Source organism: Janthinobacterium sp. GW822-FHT07H11 (genome assembly GCF_058798615.1).
Genome location: NZ_CM179507.1, coordinates 4,836,802 through 4,851,461 on the forward strand (window position 1 = coordinate 4,836,802; position 14,660 = coordinate 4,851,461).

The 14,660-nt window shown below is 65.5% G+C and carries 15 protein-coding genes; 3 read left to right on the forward strand and 12 right to left on the reverse strand.

The window, feature by feature from the left end:
- Positions 1-29: 29 nt before the first annotated feature.
- From iscR to AC3RCJ_RS21355, 3 genes are all read right to left on the reverse strand, one after another.
- Complete coding sequence (iscR, locus tag AC3RCJ_RS21345) at positions 30-506, reverse strand: Fe-S cluster assembly transcriptional regulator IscR (protein ID WP_034779566.1); 477 nt, start codon at positions 504-506, stop codon at positions 30-32.
- A gap of 203 nt (positions 507-709) precedes the next feature.
- Entirely contained in the window at positions 710-1,261 is a 552-nt protein-coding gene (gene ybiA / locus AC3RCJ_RS21350; protein WP_492964400.1) for a riboflavin biosynthesis intermediates N-glycosidase, read from the reverse strand.
- Positions 1,262-1,293: 32 nt separating this feature from the next.
- Entirely contained in the window at positions 1,294-2,070 is a 777-nt protein-coding gene (locus AC3RCJ_RS21355) for a uracil-DNA glycosylase family protein (protein WP_492964422.1), read from the reverse strand.
- A 297-nt stretch (positions 2,071-2,367) separates the two neighbouring features.
- Between AC3RCJ_RS21355 and AC3RCJ_RS21360 the strand changes: the two genes are divergently transcribed.
- Positions 2,368-4,089, forward strand: coding sequence for a diguanylate cyclase (locus tag AC3RCJ_RS21360; protein ID WP_492964401.1), 1,722 nt, complete (start codon positions 2,368-2,370; stop codon positions 4,087-4,089).
- A gap of 1 nt (position 4,090) precedes the next feature.
- Here AC3RCJ_RS21360 and maiA read toward each other — a convergent pair whose 3' ends face one another.
- From maiA to AC3RCJ_RS21375, 3 genes are all read right to left on the reverse strand, one after another.
- Positions 4,091-4,741, reverse strand: a complete 651-nt coding sequence (gene maiA, locus AC3RCJ_RS21365) for a maleylacetoacetate isomerase (RefSeq protein ID WP_492964402.1) — start codon at positions 4,739-4,741, stop codon at positions 4,091-4,093.
- Positions 4,742-4,755: 14 nt separating this feature from the next.
- Positions 4,756-5,778 carry a fumarylacetoacetate hydrolase family protein gene (locus AC3RCJ_RS21370; RefSeq protein WP_492964403.1) on the reverse strand — a complete coding sequence of 341 codons (1,023 nt, stop codon included), beginning with the start codon at positions 5,776-5,778 and terminating at the stop codon, positions 4,756-4,758.
- 65 nt (positions 5,779-5,843) lie between these two features.
- Positions 5,844-6,377, reverse strand: coding sequence for a VOC family protein (locus tag AC3RCJ_RS21375; RefSeq protein ID WP_492964404.1), 534 nt, complete (start codon positions 6,375-6,377; stop codon positions 5,844-5,846).
- A 118-nt stretch (positions 6,378-6,495) separates the two neighbouring features.
- Between AC3RCJ_RS21375 and AC3RCJ_RS21380 the strand changes: the two genes are divergently transcribed.
- A complete protein-coding gene (locus AC3RCJ_RS21380; RefSeq protein ID WP_492964405.1) occupies positions 6,496-7,464 on the forward strand; it encodes a LysR family transcriptional regulator in 969 nt (322 codons plus the stop codon).
- A 61-nt stretch (positions 7,465-7,525) separates the two neighbouring features.
- Positions 7,526-8,128, forward strand: a complete 603-nt coding sequence (locus tag AC3RCJ_RS21385; protein ID WP_492964423.1) for a gamma-glutamylcyclotransferase — start codon at positions 7,526-7,528, stop codon at positions 8,126-8,128.
- A gap of 155 nt (positions 8,129-8,283) precedes the next feature.
- On the opposite strand, the gene AC3RCJ_RS21390 is transcribed toward AC3RCJ_RS21385, so the two are convergent.
- The 6 genes from AC3RCJ_RS21390 to tssA all read right to left on the reverse strand — a co-directional run bounded on the left by AC3RCJ_RS21390 (position 8,284) and on the right by tssA (position 14,645).
- Positions 8,284-9,423, reverse strand: coding sequence for a PA0069 family radical SAM protein (locus AC3RCJ_RS21390; protein WP_492964424.1), 1,140 nt, complete (start codon positions 9,421-9,423; stop codon positions 8,284-8,286).
- A gap of 128 nt (positions 9,424-9,551) precedes the next feature.
- Entirely contained in the window at positions 9,552-10,193 is a 642-nt protein-coding gene (locus AC3RCJ_RS21395; protein WP_492964406.1) for a tRNA-uridine aminocarboxypropyltransferase, read from the reverse strand.
- Between the two features lie 71 nt (positions 10,194-10,264).
- Positions 10,265-11,977, reverse strand: a complete 1,713-nt coding sequence (locus tag AC3RCJ_RS21400; protein ID WP_492964407.1) for a methyl-accepting chemotaxis protein — start codon at positions 11,975-11,977, stop codon at positions 10,265-10,267.
- Positions 11,978-12,241: 264 nt separating this feature from the next.
- Positions 12,242-12,754 (reverse strand): lipocalin family protein, encoded by a 513-nt coding sequence (locus AC3RCJ_RS21405; protein ID WP_492964408.1) that lies wholly within the window; start codon positions 12,752-12,754, stop codon positions 12,242-12,244.
- 21 nt (positions 12,755-12,775) lie between these two features.
- Positions 12,776-13,582, reverse strand: coding sequence for a substrate-binding periplasmic protein (locus AC3RCJ_RS21410; protein ID WP_492964409.1), 807 nt, complete (start codon positions 13,580-13,582; stop codon positions 12,776-12,778).
- 34 nt (positions 13,583-13,616) lie between these two features.
- Positions 13,617-14,645 (reverse strand): type VI secretion system protein TssA, encoded by a 1,029-nt coding sequence (gene tssA, locus AC3RCJ_RS21415; RefSeq protein ID WP_492964410.1) that lies wholly within the window; start codon positions 14,643-14,645, stop codon positions 13,617-13,619.
- Positions 14,646-14,660 lie beyond the last annotated feature (15 nt).

Genomic DNA, 14,660 nt, shown 5'->3' on the forward strand with positions numbered 1-14,660 from the left:
GCAATCAGCAACTTGGTATTTTGTTATGTTCAACCGAGGGCGGCGTGGTTACGGTGCATCACCATCACGCTTTGCTCGGCAATCTTTTGTCTCTGCTGGTCGACCAGGTCCTGCAAGGACACAGAATCCAGATAATCGACCATTTTTTCGTTGAGCGTGGACCACAATTCATGCGTCATGCAGCGCGCCCCCGTGGCCGCGTCGGCGCCGTGGCAATGTTCCTTGCCGCCGCACTGCGTCGCGTCCAGCGGCTCGTCGACGGCGATGATGATGTCGGCCACCGTCACCTTGTCGGCACGGCGCGCCAGGCTGTAGCCGCCGCCCGGGCCACGGATCGATTCGACGATCTCATGCCGGCGCAGCTTGCCGAACAGCTGCTCCAGGTAGGACAGGGAAATCGACTGGCGCTGGCTGATGCCGGACAAGGTGACCGGACCTTTACCCTGGCGCAGGGCAAGATCGATCATCGCAGTCACGGCAAAACGGCCTTTTGTAGTCAGACGCATACATCCTCGGTTCAACTAGTTTAAAATATTGCGGTTTTTCAACTTCTCAAACCCCGAGTAGTTGAATGATTTAGTCAAGTATAACAAATTCGGCGGGGTTTGTCAGAGCGCCCCTCGATGACCACAGGGCTGGCAGGGGCATGGCCGGCCGCGCCGGGCGCGGCGGCATCAGGAAAACAACAATCTGGAAATCGCAGGCGTACTCAGCCCCGTAAAGCGGTACGTACTTTCATCAGTTCAAACCCCAGCAGGTTCAAGCCGTCCCAGCGGGAGGGATCGCCGATGCGCGGATTGTCCGACGCCAGGCCCACGCCCCAGATGCGGTCGACGGGGCTGGCTTCGACGATGACGCGCTCGCCCGTGCCCAGCAAGAACTTGCGCAGCGCCGGCTTTTGCGAGAACTTGGCAAAGTTGCCATCGAAAACGATGCCGGCGCGCGCCGCTTCCCACACTCTGGCGTCAAAATTGGCCACTTCGCGCCCCAGCTTCTTCACTTCCGACGGCCGCCCGGCCGCCACGATGCGCGCCTGCACCGAGGTATCGCCAAACAGGGCCGCCTTCTGCGCCATCATGTAGTGCTCGGCCGTCGCATACGTGACGCCGGCCAGGCTGAACGGCGACGGGAACCACTGGCTCAGGCAGCTCTTGTCGGGCACCTGCGGCTGGGCCGGCGTGTGGCCCCAGAAATACAGATAGTCGGGCACGCCGCCGCCGGCGATCCAGGCCTTCAATTCTTCCACATTACTGATTTGCATATTCCTCGCACTTCCGCCAGACAGGCGCCAATTCAAACACGCAGCAACTGCATGGGGCCGAACAGGGCCTGCATCGCATTGTTGCCAATAAAAGACAGATTATACGGATGTTCGGCCGTCACCTGCGGCAGGCGGGCGGCCACCGGCAGGCGCTTGACTTGCTCGGCGATCTTTCCCCACAGCACTAGCTGCGGCCGCGCGCCCTCCTGCCGCGCCAGCGCTTCCAGCACCACCTGCAGGAAAGGCAGCCAGCCGCGCGCATCCTGGGCCGGCGGCACGTGATGGCGGAAGACCAGCGCCGCGTTGAGCAACAGGAAGCCCTGCTCCGTCATCTTGCGCTGCAGGTCGGGCAAGGTCTGGATGACGCCGCTGCCGGCTTGCTGCGCGGCGGCGGCCACGGGCGCCAGCGCCGCGCCGCTCGTGGCATCGGCGTGCAATTGCCCGTCCGCCACCAGCAGCATCTTCATGAAGTTGCGCAGGGACGTGGCGCGGTTGACCGGCTTCGACAGGCCGGCCGCCGACCACAGGCTGCCGACGGCGCCATCCATGAAGCACACGCCCGTGGCGCTGTCGGCGCGCGGATACGGCCCTTCCCCCACCAGCACGTAGCGCACCTGCGCCAGCGGCAAGGCAAAGGCGGCGAACAGCCGGCCCTGCGTGGGCAGGTAATCGTCGGCCGCCAGCGCCGGCAGGTAGGCGGGATCGGCCGCCATCACGGCATCGAGGCCGCGCAGCAGGATGGGACACCAGGAAGCATGCGCCAGCGACAGGGCATCGAGAAGGCTGGCAGGAACAGGAGCAACGGTCATGGGAGGCATGGTGAATTGACGCAAAGGTAAATTGTAGCGCACCGGCAGGCGGGTCTTGCTGAAGGCCGACGGTTTCCATGCCTTAAAGCAATACCAATACCACAACACCATTGGTAAAAATTACAGCGTGCATGCGCCAATGCAAGCCAGCAGTGCTAGACTGGTTTTCCTGAAACTTGAGCTACAACAAGAAATAGTGCTTGCTGGATTCTCCAATCCGTCAACACTCATTACTTCCAGGCAAGTTCCAAACACACTGCCTCATCCATGCCTTGCTTATACCGCCACCATCTCCGCTTGCGCGACACGGCACGCCCGCCCTGGCTGGGCATGCTGCTATGGCTGTGCGGCGCCCTGCTCGCTCCGGCGCAGGCGCAAACGGCCGCGCCGCCCGAATTCGCGCGCCAGGCGCCGCGCCAGGTCCTCGTGCTGTATTCGCTGGGCAGCGATGCCTCCTCGCAGTGGCAAACGCTGATCCGCAAGGGCATGAGCGAGGAACTGGCCAGGCAGAACTGGAACATCGCGCCCGGCATGTATGAAGAGCGCCTCGATTCCGTGCGCGTGGGCGAGCAGCCCGCCGTGGCCGGGCTGGAAGCTTATCTGCGCACCAAATACGCGGCCGTGCGCCTGGACGCCATCATTACGGAAAACTACCTGGCGGCCCAGTTCCTGAGCCAGCATCCGACGCTGTTCCCCGGCGTGCCGCGCTACTATGTGAACCAGGGGCGGCAGGACTGGACACCCACCGATGGCGCCAATCTCGATGTGCGCCACGATTTCGGCAAGGCCATCGCCGTCATGCCGCAAATGCTGCCCACGCTACGCCATATCGCCGTGGTGGGCGACGGCAGCGCGCGCGGCCAGGCCTGGATCGCCGCCATCCGCGCCGCCGTCGCCCCCTACCGGGGGCGCATCGAAGTGGACTTCTGGGATCACCTGAGCCAGGAAGAGCTGCGGCGGCGCATCGAGGCGCTGGGCGAAGGCAGCGCCGTCTACCTGCTGCCCGTCTACCGCGACGTGCTGGGCCAGCGCACCACGCCGCCGGCCGTGGCGCAGGACCTCGCCTCGCGCAGCGCCGTGCCCATTTTCACCAGCGTGGAATCGCTGATACTGCCCGGCGTGGTGGGCGGCTATGTCATCAGCGGGGAAAGCGTGGGACGCACCATCGCGCGCATCCTGCAGGGCCGCGCGCCCGACCCGGACGGCATGCAGGCCTATATCTTCGACGACAACGCGATCCGGCGCTTCGGCTTGCGCCACGTGCCTGACGATGCGCGCATCCTGAACCGGCCACAGGGACTATGGGCCCAGTATCACTGGCAGATCATCGCCGGCCTGTCGCTGATCGTGCTGCAGGGCGCGCTGATCACGGCCCTGATGCTGGCCTTGCGCAGCCGGCGCGCCACCCTGGCAACCCTCAATGAAGAACGCAAGCAGCTCGAGGAACGGGTCCTGCGGCGCACGCTGGAACTGCTGGTGGCCAATTCCAGGCTGGAGCAGCAGGCCACGACGGACCCGCTGACGGGCCTGGGCAACCGCCGCATGATGACCTTGCGCCTGGGCGAAGAGCTCGAGCGCGCCCAGCGCTTCAGCCACACGCTGTCGCTGCTGATGATCGATATCGACCATTTCAAGCGCATCAACGACCGCCATGGGCACGACGCGGGCGACCGCGCCATCGTCGCCGTGGCGCAGGTATTGCACAGCATTACGCGGGGCATGGATACGGCGGCGCGCTTCGGCGGCGAGGAATTCGTGCTGCTGATGCCGGAAACGCCGCTGCAGGTGGCGCTGGAAGCGGCGGAGCGCCTGCGCATGGCGGTGGCCGGCCTGCGCGTGGAATGCGACGATGGCCAGCTGGCGAACCTGACCATCAGCATCGGCGTGACATCGAGCACGCCGCAAGCCATCCCGACAAACCGGCTGGGGCCGGACAGCCTGACCGACCTGCTGATCCGCGCCGACCAGGCCCTGTACCGCGCCAAGCATGGCGGACGGGACAGGGTTGAGTGGAGCTGAACTATTGCGCGTCCGGCTGCCGCGACGGATGCGCGGCGGCAAACGCGGGCAGGCCGGCGCAATGCGCATGGATGCGCGCAATGCGCGGATACGGCGCCAGCTCGATGCCGAAGCGCTGCGCGTTGAACACTTGCGGCACCAGGCAGCAGTCGGCCATCGTCGGGCTGTCGCCATGGCAGAACAGGCCCGTACCGGCCGGATCGCCCTGCGCCAGCAGCGCCTCCACGGCCGCCAGTCCCTCGGCCATCCAGTGGCGGTACCATTCCTGCTTGACCTCGTCGGACAGGCCCAGCGTGTTTTTCAGGTACTTCAGCACGCGCAGGTTGGTCAGCGGATGGGCGTCGCAGGCGATCGCCAGCGCCAGCGCGCGCACCCTGGCGCGTCCCGGCGCATCGGGCGGCAGCAGCGGCGCGGCCGCATGCGTCTCGTCGAGGTACTCGAGGATGGCCAGCGACTGCGTCAGGATGGTGCCGTCGTCGTCCAGCGCCGGCACCAGGGCCGACGGGTTGACGGCGCGGTAGGCCGGCTGCAGCTGCTGGCCGCCATCCTGCAGCAGGTGCACGGGGATGCTGTCGTAGGCGATGCCCTTCAGGTGGAGGGCGATGCGCACGCGGTAGGCGGCCGAACTGCGAAAGTAGGTGTACAGCTTCATCGGGCGCCCTCCCCTCAGGCGCGGCCGGCGTACAGGGCCACGCTCTGCTCGATGCTGCCGAAGATGCTGGCGCCGGCCGCGTCGCGCATCTCGATGCGCACCGTGTCGCCGAACTTCAGGTAGGCCGTCTTCGGCGCGCCGTGTTCGATGGTTTCATACATGCGCACTTCGGCCAGGCAGCAGTAGCCGACGCCGCCGTTCGCTATGCTCGAACCGAACAGGTTGCCCTGCTTGTTCGACACGGTGCCCGAGCCGACGATGCTGCCGGCGCCCAGTTCGCGCGTTTTGGCCGCATGCGCGACGAGCTGCGCAAAATTGAAGGTCATGTCTTCGCCCGCATTTGGTTTACCGAAGGGCTGGCCGTTCAGGTCCACCAGCAGCGGCAGGTGCAGCTTGCTGTCAGCCCAGGCGGCACCCAGCTCGTCGGGTGTGACGGCGACGGGCGAAAACGCGCTGGCCGCCTTCGACTGGAAGAAGCCGAAACCCTTGGCCAGTTCGCCCGGGATCAGGTTGCGCAGCGAGACATCGTTGACCAGCATCACCAGGCGGATGGCTCGCGCCGCGTCGGCCGCGCCGGCGCCCATGGCGACGTCGCCCGTGACGACGGCCACTTCCGCCTCCAGGTCGATGCCCCACTCTTCCGACAGGGCGAAGATCGGGTCGCGCGGACCGATGAAACTGTCCGAGCCGCCCTGGTACATCAGCGGGTCCGTGTAGAACGAGGCCGGCACCTCGGCGTTGCGCGCCTTGCGCACCAGTTCCACGTGGTTGATGTAGGCGGAACCGTCGGCCCACTGGTAAGCGCGCGGCAGCGGCGAATGGCACAGCGCCGCATCAAACGGCTGGGCGTCCGGCGCCTGGCCCGCGTTCAGGGCGGCATACGCCTGCTCCAGTTTCGGCGCCACGGCGTCCCAGTCGTCGAGCGCCGCCTGCAGGGTGGGGGCGATGGCGGCCACGCGCTGGTACTGGCGCAGGTCGCGGCTGACGAGGACCAGGGCGCCGTCGCGGCTGCCGTTCTTCAGGGTTGCGAGTTTCATGGGGTATGTTCCTTGTTAGGCGTAGTGTTCAGATGGTGTCGGTCTGCGGTGTCAATCTGCCGCGGTCACGCTTCGGCCGGTGCGTGCATCCAGGCGGCGTGCTTGGGCGCGCGGCGCGTCTGCGACCATTCTTCCAGCATTTCCCATTTGACGGCGTCCAGCTTGGCCATCATCTCCAGCGTGCCCACGTTGGCCGCCAGCTCCAGGCGGTGGCCGTTCGGGTCGAAGAAGTAAATCGACTGGAAGATCGCGTGGTTGACGGGGCCCAGCACCTCGATGCCGGCGGCCACCAGGCGCTCCTTGGCGGCCAGCAGCTCTTCCATGCTGGCCACTTCCAGCGCCAGGTGCTGCACCCAGGCCGGGGTATTGCGGTCGCGGTCCATCGGCGGCTGCGTCGGCAGTTCAAAAAAAGCCAGCACATTGCCCTGGCCCGCGTCGAGGAAGACGTGCATGTACGGGTCCGGCGCCTTGGTCGACGGCACCAGGTCCTCGGCGATGGCGAGGACGAACGCCATGTTCAAATGCTTGACGTACCATTCGACGGTCTGCTTGGCGTCGATGCAACGGTAGGCGACGTGGTGGATTTGCTTGATCTTCATGCTGTTGTCTCCGATGGATGGCGCCTCAGGGCGCGATGGCTGGCTCTTTTTCACCATTAGAATCGAGTTCCAGCTATCATACAAACAATATTTAACCATTGATTTATCGGATTATCTTATGAGTCCCAGCCTGCGCCAGATGCGCGCCTTCGTTGCGCTTGCCAAGACCGGCAGTTTTACGCTGGCGGCCGAATACCTGCACGTGACGCAATCGGCCTTGAGCGGCTTGATCAAGGAACTCGAAAGCGTGCTGGGCGTGCGCGTGGTCGAGCGCAGCACGCGCAAGACGCAGCTGTCCGAGATCGGCCGCGAACTGTATCCGCTGTTTGAAAAGATGCTCGAGGACCTGGACGGCGCCATGGCCGGCATCGCCCAGCGCAAGGCCCTCAAGACAGGCATGGTGCGCGTCGCCGCGCCGCAGATGATGGCCTGCACGCTGCTGCCGGAAGTCATTGCCGCCTACCGCCAGGCGCATCCGGACGTGCAGCTGCGCCTGGTCGACTGCCCCGTGGAAAACGTGTCGGCGCGCGTGTTCAGTGGCGAAGTCGATTTCGGCATCGGCCCCGAGCGGGACCCGACGGCGGAAATCGCCGCCCAGGTACTGTTCGAAATGCCCTTCGTGCTGGTCTTTCCAGAGCAGCACCCGCTGCAGCGGAAAGAGCGGGTCACCTGGGCCGACGTCGCCGATTATCCGTTCATCTCGCTGCAGGGCCAGTTCACGGAGCGCCTGCTGCGCGACATGCACGGCAGCTTGCGCGACCTGTCGCTCCATCCCTACAACGAGGTGACCTTCATGACGACGGCGCTGGCCATGGTCAGCGCCAATCTGGGCATCACGGCCTGCCTGCCGTATGCGGAACCGATGGTCAAGCTGTACCGGCTGCAGATGCGCACCCTGCACGAGCCGGAACTGACGCGCCGCTTCTTCGCCTACACCAAGACGGGGCGTTCGCTGTCGCCGGCGGCGCACAGCTTCATGGCCTTCCTGTTCCGCTTCGTCGAGACGCACGAGTGGAACGTGGGAGCGCGCGGCGGCGCGGCACGCGACGCGCTGCCGGCGGGCGGCCCGTCGGGCGCCGCCTTATAATGGCGCATCGCCCCTAGCCGCCTACGCCATGACCCTGCCCGACCAGAACCCGCTCTCGCCCATCGACGCCGCCACCATCGCCATCAACCAGCGCATGAACAAATTCGACGGCCATGAACAGGTGTGGCTGTTCGGCTACGGCTCGCTGATCTACAAGGCCGATTTCCCGTACATCGCGCGCCGCCCCGCCAGCATCGCAGGCTGGACGCGGCGCTTCTGGCAGGGGTCGCACGACCACCGCGGCACGCCGCTGGCGCCGGGGCGGGTCGCCACCATCGTGCCGCAGGCGGGTGCCGTGTGCGACGGCATGGCCTATCTGATCACGCCCGAAGTCTTCGCCCACCTCGACCACCGCGAAAAGAACGGCTACCTGCGCCTGGCCACCGACATCACCTTCGACGACGGCAGCAAGGTCGAAGGCCTGGTGTACATCGCCAACGAGGAAAACGCCGCCTTCCTGGGCGCCGCCCCGGAACTCGACATCGCGCGCCAGATCGCCCGATCAAACGGCCCCAGCGGCCCGAACAGCGAATACCTGCTGCACCTGGCCAGCGCCCTGCGCGAACTGGGCAAGAGCGACCCGCATGTCTTTGCCATCGAGCAACATCTGGCCCAGCTCCAGGCACCTGGCCAGGACAGCGCCGCAGCACCCTCCGGCGCCTGAGGCAGCCGGAGCCCAGCCCCTGCCGCCGCGTTTCCCGACGGCGGCGCGCCACTTCCCGCGAGCGCCGGCATTGCCCGCCACCCGCAGGCCAGCATCGCCCGCATCGCAACCCATGGGCGCAAGCGTCGCGGCCTCAGCGCTGACGACGGTTGAATTTAAAACAGATCCAGCTGCCCCGCCTGGCCCTTTTTTGCTGTCGCGCCCAGCGGCGGCACCACCAGCGGGCGGCGGAACTGCGTGCTGTCGAGCTGCTTGAAGCGGCCGCCCTTGCCATGCAGGCCCAGGCGGTGCACGGCCTTGTCAAAACGCTGGTGTATGAGGTCAGCCCACACCCCTTCGCCGCGCATGCGCGCGCCAAAGCTGCTGTCGTAATCCTTGCCACCACGCATTTCGCGCACGCGGTTCATCACGCGCTGGGCACGCTCAGGAAAATGCGCCTCCAGCCATTGCTGGAACAAGGGGCTCACTTCCCACGGCAGGCGCAGCACCACGTAATGGGCATGGATGGCGCCCGCGTCGCGCACGGCTTCGAGCAGTTGCTCGATTTCCGGTTCCGTGACGAACGGGATGATGGGCGCGATGCTCACGCCCACGGGAATGCCCGCCTCGGTCAGCGCGCGTATCGTGCGCAGGCGCCGGGCCGGGGCGGCCGCGCGCGGCTCCAGCGTGCGCGCGATGGCCGGGTCGAGCGTGGTGACGGTGACGGCCACGGCAGCCAGGCGCCTGGCCGCCATCGGCGCCAGGATATCGATATCGCGCTCGATCAGCGACGATTTGGTGATCAGCGCCACGGGGTGGTCGCATTCATGCAGCACTTCGAGCACGCGCCGCGTCAGCTGCCGCTCGCGCTCGCACGGCTGATACGCGTCCGTGTTGACGCCCAGCGCGATCGGTTCGGCCACATACGACGGCCTGGCCAGCTCGCGCCGCAGCAGTTCGGGCGCGTTCACCTTGGCATAGATGCGGCTTTCGAAATCGAGCCCCGGCGACAGGCCCAGGTAGCTGTGCGTGGGGCGGGCAAAGCAATAGATGCAGCCGTGTTCGCAGCCCCGGTACGGGTTCAGGGAAACGCCGAACGGCAAATCGGGCGAGGCATTGCGCGTGAGGATGGTGCGCGCCTGCTCGTCGCTGACCTGCGTCTTCCAGGCGCCGCCGTCTTCCGCTGCCGCCCCGTCCTCGCCAGCCACGCCCCAGCCATCGTCGAAGCCGGCCCGCGCGTGCACGTCATAGCGGCCCTGCAGGTTGGACACGGCGCCGCGTCCCTTGCGCGCCTTCAGCGATTGCGGCGGCAGCATGGCTTGCCCGGCGAAGCTGTCATCGTGTTCTGGAATGATTGCTTTCATGAACGGCCCCATCAACTGTATATACGTACAGTATACTATGCCGCTGCCAGGGCAAGATCAAGGGCTGCCGTGACGTGAATTCAAGCTTTTTCACCTTTCGGCATGACATAACTCAACTGTTGCGCGACAAAACCGTCAAAAGCCGTGATCAAGGGAGCGAAACGCTCCGCGCCCTGTTCCAGCTGCATCAAGGCATAGCACGTCGCTTCCAGGGTCGACAGCTGGTCCGGCGCATGCGCCTTGCGGATCAGGTAATGGGACGCGGGCGTGTCGCGCAGGGGCAGGCGCGGCAATTGTTGCAACAGGGGATGCAGGTACAGCATCTTGCGGCTCTTGCGCCAGGTGGCGTCGAGCACCACCAGCCGCAATTGGGCGGGATCGAGCAAGGTGGCGGGGTCGAGCGCAGGCGGCGGCGCGATGCCCAGCGAACGGTCGCCCGGCGTATCCGGGTACAGCAGCACATTGTGCTTGCCGGCCAGCAGCGCGGCCAGCGTATCGGGCGCGAAATGCTCGCCCGTCAGCAGGCGGCTGTTGGGCAGGCTCAGGTGCAGCAAGCGGGCGCTGCCCTTGGCGTTATGGACTTCCAGCGGATGCTGCAGGAGCAGCACCTCCACGGCGTGGGCAACGGGGGCGATCCAGCGGCAAATGCAGCTGGCTTCGGCGCGCAGGCAGGCGGGACAGCGCTTGCGCCGGGACGGTTCGGGGGGATTGCTGCTACTCATGGCAAGGCGCATTCGGGGGAGTCTTCAAGCGGCGATTGTAGCGCCCGCGCCATGCCAGGGGGAAGCCGCGCTTAAAACTCTTCCCATTCGTCTGCGCCGGACGCCACTGGCGCCTTCGGCGCAGGCGCGCGCACCGCGGCCGCCTGCGCCGCCTTGGCGGGCGCGGCAACGGCCTTGGCCGGCGCGCGCCGCGCCGCCGGTTTCACCGTGGCTGCGGCGGCGCGGGCAGGCAGGTACGGTTGCGCCGCATCAAGCTTGAACACGCCCACCACGTCGGCCAGCCTGGCGGCCTGTTCCTGCATGGATTCGGCCGCCGCGGCCGCCTCTTCCACCAGTGCCGCGTTCTGCTGCGTGACCTGATCCATCTGGCCGATGGCCCGGTTGACCTGCTCGATGCCGGCGCGCTGCTCGTCGCTGGCGTCGGTGATCTGGTTCATGATCTGCGTCACATGGCTGATGCTTTGCACGATCTCGTCCATGGTGCGGCCCGCCTTGTCCACCAGTTGCGACCCGGCCTCGACCTTCTGCACGGAATCGTCGATCAAACCCTTGATTTCCTTGGCCGCCGCCGCCGAGCGCTGCGCCAGGCTGCGCACTTCGGACGCCACCACGGCAAAGCCGCGGCCCTGTTCGCCAGCCCTGGCCGCCTCGACGGCCGCGTTCAAGGCCAGGATATTCGTCTGGAAGGCGATGGCATCGATCACGCTGATGATGTCGACGATCTTGCGCGAGGAATCGTTGATCGAGCCCATGGTATTGACCACTTCCGACACCACCGCGCCGCCCTTGCTGGCGATCTGCGACGCATCGATGGCCAGCTGGTTGGCGCTGCGCGCGTTGTCGGCATTGAGCTTCACGGTGGACGTCAGCTCTTCCATGGAAGAAGCCGTCTCTTCCAGCGAACCGGCCTGCTCTTCCGTGCGCGATGACAGGTCCAGGTTGCCGGCGGCAATTTCGCTCGACGCCGTGCTGATCGACTCGGTGCCCGAGCGCACCTGGCCCACGATGCTGACCAGCTTGTCGTTCATGTTTTTCAGCGCATGCATCAGTTGTCCCGTTTCATCGCGGCTGTCCACCACGATATGGCTGGTCAGGTCGCCTGCGGAAACGGCTTCCGCCACCTCGACGGCGCGCGTGATGGGACGCGTGATCGAGCGCGTGATCCAGTAGGCGCAGGCGATGCCCAGCAAGATGGCGACTGCGCCCAGCGAGATTTGCAGCAAACGGCCGTTTTCATAGCGCGAGCGGATGTGCGCGGCCGCTTCATCGAGCAATCTGGCTTCCAGCACGGCCAGCTTTTTCAGCGACGCCAGGTAAATGTCGCGCTTGACGGCCATGTCGCCTTCGTACAGGCGCTTGCCCGTTTCCAGGTCGCCCGCATTCTTGGCCTTGAACACATTTTTGCGCACTTCCGTATAGGCTTTGCGCGTACTCAGCACTTCCTGGTACAGCGCTTGCTCCTCGGCGTTCAGCTCGCTCTTGCCGATAGCGTCCTGGATTTCCGTGGCGCGCGCCGACGAGACCGCCATTTCCTGTTCAAACTGCTTCTGGTGTTCGGGATCGCCCACTTTCCAGGCGGCCGCCGTGCGCGCCGCATTGACCTCGATGACCTTGGTCCATTCGCCGATCAGGCGTTCATTGCGCACCTTGACATTGACCAGTGCATCGGTTTCCTTGCTGGCGCTTTGCATCTGCACGATGCCCACCACGGTGAGACTGGTCAACAGGAGCAGGACGGCGGCAAAAGCGCCACCGAGACGTACGCCGATCTTGAGGTTTTTCATTGCGTGATTCCTATCTGAAGAAAACAATGCACAGACGCCACGAAACCGACTTACTGCCAGGTATCAATATAGCAGGCATCTGCCGTGCGGCAATCACGAGCGGCGACGCAACGCTACCCAGGTCGCCAGAATGGCAGCGCGCCGCAGCGCACCACTTTGGAGCAGATTGTGAGTGAATCAGGATGGTATTGCAAGAAATAACATGCAGAAAAGCAACAATTACAAGGTGCTATGCCAGCACGAACGGGCGGCAGACAAGCAGCGTCAATTTTGCTTCACATAGATCAATTTTGACGTATCGAAACCCAACCCACGGGCTTTTTCGATCAGGCGCTGCTGCAATGCGGGATCCATGGTGGGCGTGCGCGACAGCAACCACAAGTACGACTTGTCGGGGCCGCTGATCATGGAGTAGCTGTAATCTTGTTGGTCCAAATCAAAAACGATGTAGGAACCATAGAAGGGGCCGAAAAACGACACTTTCAGATAGCCCACGTCTTTCTTGTCGACGAAATACGCCTTGCCTTCCGCTTCCTTCCACTTCGTGTCCGCATCCTTGTAGCCGCGGTTGAGCACTTTCAGGCCGCCATCCTGGCGCAGGCTGTAGTCGGCCGTCACATGGCTCAGTCCCCGTTCGAACGAGTGGTCGAGGCGCGCGATCTCATACCACTTCCCCAGATAGCGGGTCGTGTCGAAGTTGCTGACGGGGACGATGTTATCGGGCCGGCCGACACAGCCGGCCAGCACGAGCACACACAGGAACAGCAGTTTTTTCATGGTCTTCTCCAGAGGGTGAAATCAAGGCGGCAATGCACGGTCGACGATGCGGCGGATCGCGCCACTGGCTTGCATGCGCACGATGGCGGCATTGAATTGTTCGATAAAGTCATCACGGTACGGATACGCGGCCGGCTGACGCTGCGTGAAGCCCACGTGGCCCTGCTGGCCGGCCAGCTGCGCCGTCTCACGGATGGCCTGCAGCGGCGCCTGCGCCTGGCCGTCGCGGCGCAGGCGCTGCAATTCCCACTGCGCCGACAGGCGGTCGCTCAGATAGCAATCGATGCGCCCGCGCATCAGCTTGAGCAGGTTGCTGCGCGTGCCCTTGGCCGGCTCGAGCGCCACGTGCAGCGCGCGCAAGGCGGCCATCAGGGATGGATCGCCGGCGATGAAACCGGCGTTCATGCCAATGTGCAAGCCGCCGTAATCGGCCGGCCATTGCTCCAGCTTGCGCCGCGAGACGACATCCTGGTTGCAGAACACGACCATTTGCTCCATCAGCAGGGGCACGGAATAGCGCACGTACGGCCGTTCGCTGCGCCAGGAATAGGGCGGATACAGGGCAAACGCCTCGCCCGTCTGCAGCATCAGCACGCCCCGTTTCCATGGCACCGGACGCAGCTGTGCCTGGTATTGCGGCATCGCCTGCAGCGCCTCGCGCACGATCTCCGTGTAAATGCCTTTCAACTGCCCCTGTTCGACATAGGAATACGGCGGATAATCATCGTCGCCGTAGATCACCACGGGCTGCGGCGCCTGCGCCCGCGCGCAGGCTGCGGCAAGGACGGACAGGCACAGCACGGCGTGCATCAGGGGCGTCTTCATCATGCTGCCAGATTAGCATGAAACGCCGCCGGCAAAATCAGTCGTGCGCGCCGCCCGTGCCCAGCATCTCGTCGAGCTGCGCCAGCGTGCCCTGGTCCTTGACGACGGCGCGCAGCCACAGGTGCAGCGGCAGTTCGCCCCAGCTGGCCGCCTTGTCGGCCAGGTAGGCGACGGGACTGTGCGGCTCCGTGCGGCGGAAGAAGTCGGCCACCTGGCGCAGCTGGGCCAGCGCCTGCTGCCGCTGCACGATGGCGCCGCCGGGGCCGGACGCCGGCGCCGCGCCCGGCAAGGCATCGGCAAAGTCCGCGTCGGGCGCCAGCGGCGCGATGAAATGGATGACGTCTTCCAGCGCATCGCGGGCGGCGCGGAAACTCGGCCCGTCGGCACCGACGCGCGCATCGATGCAGCGCTCCAGCGCCAGCAGCGACTGCATGCAGTACTGCGCATCGGCCAGCAGGCCGTCGGAAAACGCGCGCGGATTTTTCTGCCGCGCCGCCTCCATCTGCGCCAGGGCCGGCGCCGCGTCGCGGCGCGCATCGCTCCAGCCCTGCTCCGATCCGTCCTGCGCCTGGCTGGCGGCCGCGCGCTGGCGCGCCGCATCGAAATCCTGCAGTGAAAACCGGCCGTCGGCGCCGTCCGTGAGCGGTATCTCGCGCAGCAGTTGCGGCGTGCGCGCCAGCAGCCAGTACAGGTTGCCGATGCGCTGTTCATGGTCGCCCTCTTCCGCCAGCGGGTACAGGCCGTCCCAGTAGCGCTCGCACAGGCCCGCCAGCAGCGCGTAAGCATCGCCCAGGCCCCTGAAATGCCGCGTCCTGGCCTGCGCCTCGGCCAGCCACACGGCGATGCGCAGATCCTTGCTGCGCGACGCGATCAGCTGCTCGCAGCGCGTCGCCACGAACGGCCAGTCGGCCTCCTTCAGCGCCACCACCCACTCGCCCTGGTCGAGGCTGGGATCGTCGTGCTGGCGCGCGCGCGCGATGGCGTCGAGCTCCTGGCTGAAGGTGATGTCCTCGCCGCACGGCTGCACGGCGCTGACCGGTTGTAGCAACTGCTCGAGATGGAACATGGCGTTCTCCGACGG

Bases quoted from the DNA above. Each gene is read 5' to 3' on its own strand.
- iscR (WP_034779566.1), bottom strand. From the start codon at position 506: ATGCGTCTGACTACAAAAGGCCGTTTTGCCGTGACTGCGATGATCGAT.
- ybiA (WP_492964400.1), bottom strand. From the start codon at position 1,261: ATGCAAATCAGTAATGTGGAAGAATTGAAGGCCTGGATCGCCGGCGGC.
- AC3RCJ_RS21355 (WP_492964422.1), bottom strand. From the start codon at position 2,070: ATGACCGTTGCTCCTGTTCCTGCCAGCCTTCTCGATGCCCTGTCGCTG.
- maiA (WP_492964402.1), bottom strand. From the start codon at position 4,741: ATGAAGCTGTACACCTACTTTCGCAGTTCGGCCGCCTACCGCGTGCGC.
- AC3RCJ_RS21370 (WP_492964403.1), bottom strand. From the start codon at position 5,778: ATGAAACTCGCAACCCTGAAGAACGGCAGCCGCGACGGCGCCCTGGTC.
- AC3RCJ_RS21375 (WP_492964404.1), bottom strand. From the start codon at position 6,377: ATGAAGATCAAGCAAATCCACCACGTCGCCTACCGTTGCATCGACGCC.
- AC3RCJ_RS21380 (WP_492964405.1), top strand. From the start codon at position 6,496: ATGAGTCCCAGCCTGCGCCAGATGCGCGCCTTCGTTGCGCTTGCCAAG.
- AC3RCJ_RS21390 (WP_492964424.1), bottom strand. From the start codon at position 9,423: ATGCTGCCGCCGCAATCGCTGAAGGCGCGCAAGGGACGCGGCGCCGTG.
- AC3RCJ_RS21395 (WP_492964406.1), bottom strand. From the start codon at position 10,193: ATGAGTAGCAGCAATCCCCCCGAACCGTCCCGGCGCAAGCGCTGTCCC.
- AC3RCJ_RS21400 (WP_492964407.1), bottom strand. From the start codon at position 11,977: ATGAAAAACCTCAAGATCGGCGTACGTCTCGGTGGCGCTTTTGCCGCC.
- AC3RCJ_RS21405 (WP_492964408.1), bottom strand. From the start codon at position 12,754: ATGAAAAAACTGCTGTTCCTGTGTGTGCTCGTGCTGGCCGGCTGTGTC.
- AC3RCJ_RS21410 (WP_492964409.1), bottom strand. From the start codon at position 13,582: ATGATGAAGACGCCCCTGATGCACGCCGTGCTGTGCCTGTCCGTCCTT.
- tssA (WP_492964410.1), bottom strand. From the start codon at position 14,645: ATGTTCCATCTCGAGCAGTTGCTACAACCGGTCAGCGCCGTGCAGCCG.